At 54.8% G+C, this 12,112-nt stretch carries 11 protein-coding genes; 6 read left to right on the top strand and 5 right to left on the bottom strand.

Annotated elements, in window-relative coordinates; translation table 11 throughout:
* Positions 1-21: 21 nt before the first annotated feature.
* From MTX78_RS01860 to MTX78_RS01875, 4 genes are all read right to left on the bottom strand, one after another.
* The gene (locus tag MTX78_RS01860) at positions 22-588 is read right to left on the bottom strand and encodes a hypothetical protein (protein ID WP_243799394.1); all 567 of its coding nucleotides are present in this window, start codon (positions 586-588) and stop codon (positions 22-24) included.
* 70 nt (positions 589-658) lie between these two features.
* Positions 659-1,867 (bottom strand): YncE family protein, encoded by a 1,209-nt coding sequence (locus MTX78_RS01865; protein ID WP_243799396.1) that lies wholly within the window; start codon positions 1,865-1,867, stop codon positions 659-661.
* 31 nt (positions 1,868-1,898) lie between these two features.
* Positions 1,899-4,289 carry a TonB-dependent receptor gene (locus tag MTX78_RS01870; protein ID WP_243799398.1) on the bottom strand — a complete coding sequence of 797 codons (2,391 nt, stop codon included), beginning with the start codon at positions 4,287-4,289 and terminating at the stop codon, positions 1,899-1,901.
* Between the two features lie 151 nt (positions 4,290-4,440).
* On the bottom strand, positions 4,441-4,782 hold the full coding sequence (locus MTX78_RS01875) for a hypothetical protein (protein ID WP_243799399.1): 342 nt from the start codon (positions 4,780-4,782) through the stop codon (positions 4,441-4,443).
* 672 nt (positions 4,783-5,454) lie between these two features.
* Between MTX78_RS01875 and MTX78_RS01880 the strand changes: the two genes are divergently transcribed.
* From MTX78_RS01880 to MTX78_RS01890, 3 genes are all read left to right on the top strand, one after another.
* Entirely contained in the window at positions 5,455-5,826 is a 372-nt protein-coding gene (locus MTX78_RS01880; RefSeq protein ID WP_243799401.1) for a hypothetical protein, read from the top strand.
* Between the two features lie 275 nt (positions 5,827-6,101).
* The gene (htpG, locus tag MTX78_RS01885) at positions 6,102-7,943 is read left to right on the top strand and encodes a molecular chaperone HtpG (RefSeq protein ID WP_243799403.1); all 1,842 of its coding nucleotides are present in this window, start codon (positions 6,102-6,104) and stop codon (positions 7,941-7,943) included.
* A gap of 204 nt (positions 7,944-8,147) precedes the next feature.
* Positions 8,148-9,092 carry a toxin-antitoxin system YwqK family antitoxin gene (locus tag MTX78_RS01890; protein ID WP_243799404.1) on the top strand — a complete coding sequence of 315 codons (945 nt, stop codon included), beginning with the start codon at positions 8,148-8,150 and terminating at the stop codon, positions 9,090-9,092.
* A gap of 31 nt (positions 9,093-9,123) precedes the next feature.
* Here the strand turns inward: MTX78_RS01890 and MTX78_RS01895 are convergent, their stop codons facing one another.
* A complete protein-coding gene (locus MTX78_RS01895) occupies positions 9,124-9,483 on the bottom strand; it encodes a YraN family protein (RefSeq protein ID WP_243799406.1) in 360 nt (119 codons plus the stop codon).
* Between the two features lie 311 nt (positions 9,484-9,794).
* Here MTX78_RS01895 and lipB point away from each other — a divergent pair, with 311 nt between their 5' ends.
* The 3 genes from lipB (at position 9,795) to MTX78_RS01910 (ending at position 12,098) form a co-directional block, all read left to right on the top strand.
* A complete protein-coding gene (gene lipB / locus MTX78_RS01900) occupies positions 9,795-10,475 on the top strand; it encodes a lipoyl(octanoyl) transferase LipB (protein ID WP_243802791.1) in 681 nt (226 codons plus the stop codon).
* Positions 10,476-10,544: 69 nt separating this feature from the next.
* Positions 10,545-10,961, top strand: coding sequence for a hypothetical protein (locus tag MTX78_RS01905; protein ID WP_243799408.1), 417 nt, complete (start codon positions 10,545-10,547; stop codon positions 10,959-10,961).
* A gap of 66 nt (positions 10,962-11,027) precedes the next feature.
* The gene (locus tag MTX78_RS01910; protein WP_243799410.1) at positions 11,028-12,098 is read left to right on the top strand and encodes an MraY family glycosyltransferase; all 1,071 of its coding nucleotides are present in this window, start codon (positions 11,028-11,030) and stop codon (positions 12,096-12,098) included.
* Positions 12,099-12,112 lie beyond the last annotated feature (14 nt).

The raw sequence follows: 12,112 nt of genomic DNA on the forward strand, positions 1-12,112 counted from the left end.
CCTACTCGTTGCTTCACCTTGTTATCTAACAGTGGTTAAGAATTTCACCTCCACATCCGTGTCGCCGGGAGTTTCCGTGCCGTTCTTGGTGCCGGGCTGGTGCCGTAGCGTGATCTTAAGCTCCCCCGTGCCAGCAGCGGTAGTGATCAAGCTAGTTTGCAGTCCTAGTTCCAGGTTTTTAGAATCCCGATCAGTACGCTTGATGGTCAGCAAGTTGGCTGGAGTGGAAGTGTACACGAACAGGTGCTCATCGGCCTCCTTCAGAATTTCAGCCGAAGTGTTTACTACCGGATTCTTGGTTTCATCAAGCAGGGTAAGAGTCCCGGTGTACGTGGTGTTAGCCGCCAGCGTGAGGGTACCCGTAACCGGAGCCGCGCCTCCTTCCCCGTCCGCATCTTTAGACGTCACCGATATTGGAGTACCGCCCCCAACTGGGGTGAGGGTATAAGTGACAGTCGTGATTTGCTCGTTGTCGTCGTCGGGCGTTGGGTCGTCATCGTCGTTGTTGCAGGCGCTGAACAACGGAGCGGCGGCCAGCAGTGCCAGCAGCGAAGTGCGGAGCAGAGAATTCTTGAAGGGAGTGTGCATGAGCTGAAGAATGAATGGAAGAGAAAGGTGTTGAAAAGGTCTAGTGAAGCACGTTGGGTAAGGTCAGGGCCTAGTGGCCGTCTTCATCACTTGCATCGGCGCCCGCAAACGCTATCCGCAACGGCTCGCCGGGCACGGTGAAGGTTTGCTGGTCGGCCAAGGTGTTTTTGTTGAGCATGTGCACCTTGCCTTGGGGTGCGTTGGTGATGTACACAAAGCGGCGGCTGGCCGCCAGATACGGAGTGGCTGCTTTGGTATCGAGCAGGCCGGTGAGGGAGCGGCTGGCTTTTTGGGCACCCGTTGCGGCGTCAAACACGGTCAGTGTGCCGTCTTCGTCCAGCACGAGCAGGTGCTCACCTTCCTGGTCTAGAGCCACGCGGGCCAGCTTAGTGGATGTGCCGATCTGCGTAATAGTGTTGGTGGTCAGGTCAATGCGGAACACGCCGTATCCGGCCCGTGAGCCCAAGAACGTGCGCGCTTTTTGGGCGTAATAAATGGTAGACAGCCAGTTGGAGCCCGCGCTGGCCGGATACGGAATCAGGCGCTGCTCCCCGGTTTGCTTCACCACCAACAGCCCGCTCGACGACCCAAACACGGCTTGCTGCCCGTCGCCGGCGTCGCCGTGGATGCCTTGCGTTGCCACGCCTGGAGCCGATACCACCGCGCCCTGCGTGTTCACGAGTTTCACCTGCTCCGGCAGCGAGCCGGCTACGGTGTTGTTTTTGTGGGTCACAGCGTAGCTGCCGTTGTCAAACAAAATCATGGCGCCGTGATGCGCCGCTCCTGTTGCAATAGCGCTTGGCGCCGGAACCGTGTGGAGCTTGTCTTCTTCTACGTAGCTAATGGAAGCATCTCCATCATTGAAAATACTCACCTTGTTGTGTGAAGCCAGCACGTGGCTAGGCTTGGCGCCTGCCGACTTGGTGAGGCCCCATTTCGGCGTGCCCTTGATGTGAACATGGTCGTCGTGCAGTTCGATACCCGTATCAAAGAACTCCACCAAGTTGTTGGTGGAGTTCACCACCGTGGCCCAGCGCCCTGCGGGCGTGGCATACACCGTGCTGCCCCCGTACGTCGACTGGAAAGTGCTTTGTTCGTTTTTGGCTGGGTTCAGCAGCGTGACTGTGTTGCTGGTTTTGTCGGTGACAAGCAAACGGGTAAACGAGCTTTCCTCTTTGGCCTCAATTGGGGCATCCGACTCGTTGTCGTTTTTGTCGCAAGAAGAGAAAATGCTGGCGGCCAGAACGGCGGCGAAGGGGTAGATAAATTTGAATTTCATGAGGAAAGTCTTGTCGAGAAGGAGTGGAATCCTAAAGTTTTAAGCTCAACCGCAGCGTCACGTTGCGCCCCATTTCGTCGGCGAAGTAGCGGTAGCGGTTGAGGTAGTCTCGATATCGTTGGTTGAGTAGGTTGGAGCCAGCCACGCTGATTTCCAGCGGCAGTCGGCCCCAATACAAAGTGGTTCCAGCTTCCAGCCCGAGCAGCGCGTAGCCGGCCGGTGGGAGCTTGTAGTCTCGTTCGATGTAGTTGTCGGGCACGCGGGTCTGGCGGGCCACGGCGTAGCCACCTAGCTGCACGTAGCGCTGCCGAAGGTGGGCAGTGGCTTGGTCGGCAAAGTCATAGCGCAGCGAAGCTTCGGCCCGGTCAGCTGGCATAAAAATCTGCCATTCGTCTTGGCGCGTGTCGCGGGCCCGTACCAAGGAGCCTTTCGCGCCCAACAGCCACTGCGGCCCCAACTGGTAGGTGCCCGCCACGTCGATACCGCGGAACGTGGCATCCGTCTGCTGGTATTCCCAGCTGATAAGCGCACCCCGAATGGTGATAACGGGCGGCAGAATAGGCACCTGGTAGATGAAGTCGGTGATGCGCGTCTGGTACACCGTTATTTCGCCGTTCAAGCGTGGGTTGTCGTGCCAGGTGGCTGTCAGCCCAATATTGAGGGCGGTTTCGGGTGCCAAAGGCCCATTGCCAGGCACCAAGTCATAGCCCAGTTCATATTGCGCGTTGTGCACACCGTCGCTATACCGCTCGTTGGCCGCCGGTGCCCGGCGCGTGAGGCCTGCTGCCAGGTTGAGCGTCAGGTGCGTAGAGGGGTCGAAGGTAGCCCCCAACGAGGCTGCTGGTGTGGTGTACTGAAAACGGGTACGGTCCACGAAAAAACTGCCGGTGCTGTCCCGGTCGCCACGCTTCACTTGCAAGTCGCGGCGGTCAAGGCGTAAGCCAGCTTCTAACAGCCACTTGTTGTGCTGCCATTTTTCTATCCAAAAAGCGCCAACGGTGGTGTTGGTGTAGAACGGAATGAATTGCCGACTGCCCGCCGCGTACCGGTTGAACTGGTAGGTGCCCGCCACGCCCACACTGCACGTTAGGTTGTGCCAGCGGTGATGTTCCCATTGTAGCTCGCCCGTGCTGGTGCGGTTGGTGTAGCTCAGCTCCGGCTTGTTGAGCGAAGCGAGGTTGTCGTTGCGCGGCCGGAACTTGTCGTATTCGTCCCGGAAATCAGTTTGCTGCGCCACCGTGGCAGTCAAACGGCCAACGTCACCAGTTTGCAGAAAGCCTGTGAGCTTGGCCACATCGTGCCGCACCTGCTGATACGCTCGGCTGATGTCGTAGCTGAAGCCAGACGTTTCCAGCGGCCGAGTGCGCGCAATAGCCAGTTCCAAATCGGTGGGGCTCCCTACGTGTGCGGCCGGCAAAATCCCGATTCGGGTGTTATACTGGCTGTAGAAAGCTTCCAGGCCGTAGTTGTCTTTGCGCCAGCCCGCGGCGGCCGAGAAGTCATACTCCTGAAAGCCGGAGTTCTTGAGATAGTAGCCAGGGGCCCGCATCGTGCCAGCCCGTTTGGCCGTGCCTTGTATCCGCCAGTTGAAGGCCGGTAGGCGGCGCAGTTTGCCTTCCACGGTGCCCGAAGCAGCGCCGAGTCCGTTGTTGCTCATGCCCACCAGATTCAGCTCGCCCCCTATGCCTACCGAATCGGGCAGGGGTTTCGGCTCGACCAGCACCACGCCCCCAATGGCATCAGAGCCGTAGCGGACACTGGCCGCACCTTTCACTACCGTGAGGCGCGACGCAATAAACGGGTCTATTTCCGGACCGTGTTCCTGGCCCCACTGCTGGCCTTCTTGCCGCACCCCGTTGTTGAGGATGGTGATGCGGTTGGAGTGCAGCCCATGAATCATCGGCTTGAAAATGCTGGGGCCAGTTTGTATGGCCGTTACCCCAGATATCTTCTGCAATGCCTCGCCTAGCGCCTGCCCCCGGGTTTGCTGCAACGCCTGCCCGCTGAGCGTAGCGGTAGGCTGCGCAGGAGTAGCTACCCGCTCACCGCGCACAGTAGCGCCGCGCAGGGCCACCGCATTAGGATGCAGCTGAAAGTTGCGCACCAATGCCCGTTCCAGGCGCAGTTCCACCGTCTCGGCTTGGTAGCCCAGAAAGGAAACCTGCACGTGGTAGAGCCCCGCACAAAGGTGAAAATGGAAGTTGCCAGCCGCGTCGGTTTGGGTGGCTTGCTGCGTTTCCAGCACCACCACCGTCGCTCCCGGCAGGTCCGCCCGCGACTCATGGTCGGCGACGCGTCCGCTCAGCGACAGAGCACATTCCGAGGGCGTTTGCGCATGGCCAAGGGTAGCTACGCTCAGTAAGAGCAGCAGCCACAAGCCTTGCCAGCCCGCCCCCGGGGTGCCCGGAAATCGGAAAGACATAAAACAAGAAAGAGCCGGTGAAAACTAAACCGGCCGCCATACGCTTCTAGCCGCTGGAAAGCAGGCAGAAGAATTCCCGTTGAAAAACGGGGCTGTGGCTACTGGTTGCTTTGTTCGCAAACTGGCAGCCACCGCAGGCAGCACTTCAGGTCTAGGACCGGCAGGGCGGACCGCGCAGATCGGCCGTGGGGCGCGTAGCCGATAGCCACACCGAAATCTGTGATTCGGAGCGGGTGCGCGCATACGCTGCAAAAAGCTGCGGCAGTTCCAGCGGCGGTGCCGGCTGGAAAGGCACGTGGTAGAAGTGGTTGACGTCGCAGTGCTGGTGTTTGGCACTCAGCACGGTCTTGCCTTTCAGGGTTCCCGGAGCCAGTGTGGGTTCTTCCGTGGTGTGCTGGTGGGCGTGCAAATTCAGAATCCACGCCTCTGGCAGCAGCACCCGCGTAAAGCAGAGCAGCAACACCAAAGCCAACCGGGACCGAAGAGTTTGCATATGCAACAATGTGTCGAAGACGGACAAATGTACAAGGGAATTCGGAACCTTGGTCAGATTATTCCCAGAAACAATTGACAATAGGGGGTGGACTTAATGAAAGCATAACTCCCTAACAATGCGGTGGCAATACAGGAAGCCGACCTTTGTGATGCTTCTTTCACTGATGCTATCCGCTATGAAAACCTTTGCTGCCCGTCTGCTTCGCCATGTTGCTTCTGCGTTGCGTCCTTACCCCAAACGCCCTACTGCTGCCAGCGAAACCCTCTTCGTATGAAGGCAAAAAGTAGCTCTAGCACTTTCCACTTCCGGCGAAGACCGTTCTGCTACCGACAGCCAGCTACTGTTTTCCGCTCCAGTAGCGCTTGTTCTATTGTTGAGCTTGTAGAAGTCTCGAAACCAACTGCGGTGCCTGCATTAGCGCAAAGCTGGGTGGTTGGTAAGTGGGTGAAAGCAGCGTGATAACTTAGCGACCTAAAACGCGTGTTTGTCGTCGCAAAGTTCAACGTCACCGAAAAAGTACTATTTGCCGATAAGCCCTTCTGTAAATTTGTAGCCTTCAGTGGTGCGAATGAGTGCTGCCGCTGGCCGCTCATGATTTGTCTGCTTGATTCTCTGTGTATTCAATTTTATCCTAGGCTACGCTTGCTGCGGTGGCAGTGGCAAGGGCCCATGTCATTACCTCTGTTCCAGCTGGCTTTCGGCGAGTTACTGATGTTTTCGTTGCAGCATAGTGCCAATCGTTGGCTGATTGATTCCAGCTCTATGCCGGCTTTGGGTATCGAAGAACAAGCGTGGTTGAGTGAGTTGTGGCTGCCCTGTGCCCGCACCATGCCTTTGCGCCATGTAGGCTGGGTTCTTCCCGAAGGGATTCACAATCAGTTGATAGTAGACAGCGTCATCAACGATGGCCGACAGTACTTAAACGCCAATGTACAGTTCTTTTCAGATACCCCTGCTGCCCTCGATTGGCTAACCGGCTCTGATTCGGTGGTACTAGAACTAGAGCGGGAATGGCAAGCCGCGTATGCCATTCAGCGGTAGGCAAATCAACGTGTTAGGTGGTAACAACCGTTAGCATTTAGAAGGGTAAGTAGCGGGCGACGGACGGCCAGGTATATCAGCGGCACCATCTTCACGGGTCGGGCATAGAACTCCGCAACGTGCTTTACAGGGTGCTTGGCGGCATATTAGGCTGTCAAACTGACAGCGGGGAAGAGGTGGAATAGGTTTTGAAACGGGTTTGCTACGAGCCGGTTCCTACTAGGGGCTGGCATAACGTCTGAATTTTAGTTTATACACCTCACAGCCAACGTGCCATGCAAGAGAAAGGCAGTATCTCGATTCATACCGAGAATATTTTCCCCATCATCAAGAAGTTTCTGTACTCCGACCACGAAATCTTCCTGCGAGAGCTGGTCAGCAATGCTGTAGATGCCACGCAGAAGCTGAAAAGCCTGGGGCAGTTAGGCGAATTCAAAGGGGAATTAGGCGAGCTGAAAGTCCGGGTGACCGTGGACAAGGAAGCCCGCAAAATCACGATTTCGGACCGGGGTCTGGGCATGACGGCCGAGGAAATCAAGAAATACATCAACCAAATTGCTTTCTCAGGTGCTACGGAATTCGTAGAAAAGTACAAAGAGAAGGATGCTGCTGCCAAAGACCAGATTATCGGTCAGTTCGGTCTAGGCTTCTATTCGGCCTTCATGGTAGCCAAGGAGGTGGAAATCTGGTCGAAGTCGTATAAAGACGACACCCTGACTGCCCACTGGATTTGCGACGGTAGTACCGAATTCACTCTCGACGAGCCCACTGGAGAACACGCCAAAGCTGAGCGGGGCACCGATGTGGTGCTGCACGTAGCCGAAGACTCCGACGAGTTCCTGGAAGAAGCTCGGTTGAAAGGCATTCTTACCAAGTACTGCAAGTTTCTGCCCGTTGAGATAGAGTTTGAGGGCGAGGTTATCAACCAGACGGCTCCCATCTGGACCAAGCAGCCCGCCGACCTTACTGACGAAGACTATACCAAGTTCTACCAGGAGCTGTATCCGTTTTCGGAGCCGCCGCTGTTCTGGATTCATCTCAACGTTGACTACCCGTTCAACCTGACGGGTATTCTGTACTTCCCGAAGGTGAAGGACGAGCTGCAATTTCAGCGCAATAAGATTCAGCTCTACTCGCGCCAAGTGTTCATCACGGACGAGGTTAAAGATGTGGTGCCCGAGTTCCTGATGTTGCTGCACGGTGTTATCGACTCGCCAGATATTCCGCTGAACGTGTCGCGGAGCTTCCTGCAAGCCGACGGCAACGTTCGCAAAATCAACAGCTACATCACCAAGAAAGTGGCCGATAAGTTGGCCGAACTGTACCGCAAAGACCGCACGGGCTTCGAGGAGAAGTGGCCAGATATCGGCCTGTTCGTGAAGTACGGTATGTTGTCTGATGACAAGTTCTATGAAAAGGCCAAGGACTTTGCGTTGGTGCAGAACGTAGCCGGCAAATTCTTTACTCTGCCCGAGTACCAGGAGTTCGTACAAGCCAACCAGAAAGACAAAAACGACCAAACCGTGGTGCTGTACACGACGGATGCCGAAGCGCAGCACGGCTTCATTCAGGCCGCGCAAGACCGAGGCTACGATGTGCTGAAGCTGGATGCCGTGCTGGATCCGCACTTTATCGGACAGCTAGAGCAGAAGCTTGAAAAAACCTCCTTCAAGCGCGTAGATGCTGATACGGTAGGCAAGCTGATTGAGAAGGACGAGCAAACTGAAAGCGTGCTCAGCGAAGACGACAAAACCAAACTGCAAGAGCTATTCAAAACGGCTGTCAGCAACGAGCAGATGCAGGTGCAGGTGTCGGCTCTTTCGCCGCAGGATGCGCCGGTTATCATCACCGTACCAGAGTTTATGCGCCGCATGAAGGATATGCAGCGCACAGGTGGCGGCGGTATGCAAATGTTTGGTAGCCTCCCCGACAGCTACACCGTGAGTGTAAACGCCAACCATCCAGTGGCACAGCGGGTGCTGCACGCCGAAGCCGAAGCCGGCCAGAAGCTCGCACGCCAAGCCTTCGACCTTGCCCTGTTAGCGCAAAACATGCTGAAAGGCGAAGCGCTTACTGCCTTTGTGAAGCGTAGCGCCGATTTGCTGGCCGCTGAGTAGTTTAAAATAGTAGTAGAAGTCTAAGATGGTACAAAACCTCACTGGCACTTGCTGGTGAGGTTTTGCTTTTCTGGGGTCCTTATGTTTTCAAACATATTCTGGCTATCCATAGGAATGGGGGCTAGAAACCAACAACTTACAGCAGGGCACCAAAACCCTATATCTTTGCGTTTGATGCTGCGAAAACTGTCTGTATTAGCTCCAATGCGCCTATCCCGTCTCTTTACTTTACTGTTGCTAGTAACTAGCCTAGGAGCGTGCTCCAAGAAAACAGTATCGTTTAATAGCCGCACCGACGTACCCGCGTTGGCTCTCAACGATACCTTGGCCACGTCTGGGGACACTACCAAGGCTCCTTCTCTAGACCCCAAGAAGGTTGCGGCATTAACGAAAGCGCAGGAAAAAGCGGCCAAAGACAAAGAGAGGGCCGAACTGCGCAAAACCAAAAAGAAGAAAAACATCTTCCTGGGTGAGCGAATCAAGAAGGGGTTTGCTAAATCGGGTCCCAAAGGCAAAAACCAGGTGCTTGAGATATTCTACTACCTCAAGACCTACAAGGAGCCAAATGCCTACTCCACCACAGTCTACTATTTCAATCCCCGCAAACGCAAGATTTTCCGGGCCGCTACCGAACTGAACCCGGCTACCGATAAAGTGCTGCACGGTCCGTACAAGAAATTCCAGGGGGGTAAGCTAATTGAAACCGGCTTTTTCGCCGTCGGCACAAAGCACCTGCGGTGGGAAAAAACCACCAAGGACAATGTACTAACCAGTAAGATTCATTACGAAATGGGCTTCCCGCGTGATGCCAACGTCACGTACTATGACACCGATCATAAACTGGTGAAAGAAGTGGTGCCCTACGTGAACGGCAAGCTGGAAGGCGAGTATGCTCGCTACCAGGAAAACGGGCAGCGTGACTGGTCCGGTGAGTTCGAGAACGGCAAGAAAGTAGGAGAGTGGATCAAATACTGGGGCTTCCGTAACCGCCGCCACTACGTGTATCAATATGGCGAGTCGGGGTATGATCCGGAAGTGGCAGAGCCGACGCTGGTAAAAGAATACAACCGCAACGGAGTGCTGGTCTATGAGAAAGACAAGCTCGACAAGCGCGATGCCATAACCGACCGGCCCGGCCGAAAAAAGTAGTTGCTAGCTGGTTCAGCTGGCAGTAGGCAGTTCAGTAAAAGGCATCTTCGAAGTGTTCTACCCGCAGGCCTTCCTTACTGGGCGTGACGGCCAAAATATCGAAGCGGATGTCGTGGGGCCACATTAGATTTTCTTGCAACTGCTCGGCAGCCAAGCGGAACAACTGTTTTTTGCGTTCGGTCACAAAGGTTTCAGGATAACCGAAGTGGTTGGACGAGCGAGCTTTCACCTCGATCAGCACGAGCAAGTGTGGCCCCCACCGTGCCACCAAGTCGACCTCGGCCCGGCCGTGGCGGTAGCCACGATACAGTATCTCGTAGCCCAACGCGGCAAGAAAAGAGGCAGCTGCTTGTTCACCGTCTTGTCCTAGTTGGTGCGCTTGATTGGCCATCTACGAGATAATAGTAGAGAAAACGCCGAAAAGGCAAGGTCGTGTTAGTGCCTGTCTGATATGGGTTGGGTTTGGCGCTTAATCTAGTAACTTTGCGCATTTTCCGCTTAGGTCCAAGGGAATAAGGTGGGGGTGGCACCAACGCAATTATCTAGCTGTTGCGCATAGTGCTGTCGGACGGTTACAAGTTTTTTGCCATGCATACGTATAGTCATTGCGCAGAATCGGCGCCTGTTGCTGCCTCCCCGGATGCTACGTCCGCGGCCACTGCTGGCCAGAACCGTCACATTAGAGTGGAGCGGCTTGGCTTGATGCCGTATGCTGATGCGTGGGCGTACCAAGAACAGTTGCTAAGCGATACGCTGGCTCACAAAACCCGTAACCGACAGGCCCTCGAATCGGGTGGGACACCAACTGACACGCCTAATTATTTGCTGCTGGTGGAACACCCGCACGTATATACACTAGGTAAGAGCGGCAAACCAGAACACCTGCTGCTAAGTGAAGAGCAGCTGAATGCGCACGGTGCCACTTTTCATCATATCAACCGTGGCGGCGATATCACTTACCACGGCCCAGGCCAACTGGTAGGATATCCGATTTTCGACCTCGACAATTTCTTCACCGACATTCACCGCTACTTGCGCCTCTTGGAGGAAGCCGTTATTCTGACTCTAGCGGAATATGGCCTGCGGGCCGGTCGTATTGCCGGGCTGACTGGAGTCTGGCTCGGCTTCGAGGAAGGAGACCTGAATCCGCGCAAAATATGTGCATTAGGCGTGAAATGCAGCCGATGGGTGACCATGCATGGCTTCGCGCTCAACGTAAATACCGACCTCACATACTTCGGCCACATTGTACCTTGCGGCATCACCGACAAAGCAGTCACCTCCCTTCAGCAGGAACTAGGTGAAGCAGTGCCATTGGTTGATGTGCAGAACCGTTTAGTGCTCCAGTTGGGGCGCCTGTTTAAAGCAGAGCTTACAGAGTAAGCGCTACACTGGCCATCAACCAGGCAGCGTGTACACTTCGGAATCAATACCAGTAGCAGTTAGGATTTCATGAAAGAACATATCAATTTTCAACCAGTAGAAGGAGTTTCTGTGGCTGTAGTTCCCGATGAGGCCGCCGCTACAGAAGAGGGCAAGGAAGGGTGGCAGGTGTATCTACTCAACGATAATGGCTTTCCTATCCGCAACGTTATCGTTAACTCCAACGGCTACGGCACGCGCCCTGATGGGGAGGCGGTGCGTACCTCCACCCTGCGGCATGTTTTCACCGAAGTAGAACCTCATACTGCTGTGCCCATTGAGCCCATCGACCCCGACCTTTTTCACCTCAACAACCAGTATTGGGTGAGCTACTACCGCGACACGCAGGTTTTCGACAAGAAATTTATTTTCGTGCCTGATTCTATCGTACCTGCCAATCTTACTTCTATCCCCTTGCTCGGCCGCGAAGGCGTGTTGCACGGCTAGTATTTCCCGCAGTAGTGGTGCAGCCTTCCGTTGCGCAACTAGTGCTTTATTTTAAGTCGTTGCGTGATGAATCCTCTCGGAATACAGTTGAGCTTATCGTTTCTGTGGGCTTTTTTAGTGGCCCTGTTCGCGGTGCCTTCTATTATCTACATTGCTCACCTGAAAAATATGCTCGACACGCCCAATGTGCGTACCGTGCATGAATCCTTGACGCCCCGTTTGGGCGGTGTGGCCATATTCGCAGGGTTTATGTCGGCCCTCACTATTTTCGCCGACCTCGGCAACGGCATTCAGCAACTATTGGCCGGGTGTATTGTGCTCTTCTTCGTAGGGTTGAAAGACGATTTGGTCACGATATCCGTGACCAAGAAGTTTGTTGGGCAACTGCTGGCCACGGGTATAGTCATGATTATGGCCGATGTCCGCCTTACCAGCTTTCAGGGTATTCTGGGCGTGCATGAGTTGCCAGTTGGCATTAGCTACGCTTTCACTTTCGTCGTCATTGTAGGCATCACGAATGCTATCAACCTCATTGATGGACTTGATGGGCTAGCTGGCAGCATCGTCATTATCATCGTTAGCACGTTTGGATATTATTTCATGCGCTACGGCGGGCCTGGCTACAGCAATTACGTGTTCGTGTCAGTTTGCTTGATTGGTGGGATTATCGGTTTCCTGCGCTACAACTTTCATAGAGCCAGCATTTTCATGGGTGATACTGGCTCATTGGTCTGTGGCTTTATTGTCTCGGTGCTTACCATTCAGTTTGTTGAGATGGGCCTCAAGGTGGGGCAGCCTTTCGCTTCTTCAGCGCCATCGGTGGCCGCTGGCATTTTGTTCGTTCCTCTGTTCGACACGCTACGCGTATTTATTTTGCGCATGATGGCGGGCCGTTCGCCATTCTCTCCCGACAAAAACCATTTCCATCACCGTATTCTAGCCATGGGCTTTCAGCAAATTGGTACGGTGCTCTTGTTGGGGTCGCTCAACCTGGTGGTCATTTTGTTTGTTATCAACTTTCATACGCTCGGCAACACCTTGCTTATTGCTGCTCTTGTCGCCTTCTCGTTGCTGTTGAGCATATTTCTGGGGGTGTACCGTAGTCGTGCCGCTGAAAAGCAGCGGGTGGCTTCCTAGCACCTGAACGCTTG

Origin of the sequence: Hymenobacter tibetensis, from assembly GCF_022827545.1 — a bacterium.
GTDB classification, from domain to species: Bacteria; Bacteroidota; Bacteroidia; order Cytophagales; family Hymenobacteraceae; genus Hymenobacter; species Hymenobacter tibetensis.

What these genes read in the sequence shown, in the direction of transcription:
- MTX78_RS01860 (WP_243799394.1), bottom strand. Translation starts at nt 588, where the DNA reads ATGCACACTCCCTTCAAGAATTCTCTGCTCCGCACTTCGCTGCTGGCA.
- MTX78_RS01865 (WP_243799396.1), bottom strand. Translation starts at nt 1,867, where the DNA reads ATGAAATTCAAATTTATCTACCCCTTCGCCGCCGTTCTGGCCGCCAGC.
- MTX78_RS01870 (WP_243799398.1), bottom strand. Translation starts at nt 4,289, where the DNA reads ATGTCTTTCCGATTTCCGGGCACCCCGGGGGCGGGCTGGCAAGGCTTG.
- MTX78_RS01875 (WP_243799399.1), bottom strand. Translation starts at nt 4,782, where the DNA reads ATGCAAACTCTTCGGTCCCGGTTGGCTTTGGTGTTGCTGCTCTGCTTT.
- MTX78_RS01880 (WP_243799401.1), top strand. Translation starts at nt 5,455, where the DNA reads ATGTCATTACCTCTGTTCCAGCTGGCTTTCGGCGAGTTACTGATGTTT.
- htpG (WP_243799403.1), top strand. Translation starts at nt 6,102, where the DNA reads ATGCAAGAGAAAGGCAGTATCTCGATTCATACCGAGAATATTTTCCCC.
- MTX78_RS01890 (WP_243799404.1), top strand. Translation starts at nt 8,148, where the DNA reads ATGCGCCTATCCCGTCTCTTTACTTTACTGTTGCTAGTAACTAGCCTA.
- MTX78_RS01895 (WP_243799406.1), bottom strand. Translation starts at nt 9,483, where the DNA reads ATGGCCAATCAAGCGCACCAACTAGGACAAGACGGTGAACAAGCAGCT.
- lipB (WP_243802791.1), top strand. Translation starts at nt 9,795, where the DNA reads ATGCCGTATGCTGATGCGTGGGCGTACCAAGAACAGTTGCTAAGCGAT.
- MTX78_RS01905 (WP_243799408.1), top strand. Translation starts at nt 10,545, where the DNA reads ATGAAAGAACATATCAATTTTCAACCAGTAGAAGGAGTTTCTGTGGCT.
- MTX78_RS01910 (WP_243799410.1), top strand. Translation starts at nt 11,028, where the DNA reads ATGAATCCTCTCGGAATACAGTTGAGCTTATCGTTTCTGTGGGCTTTT.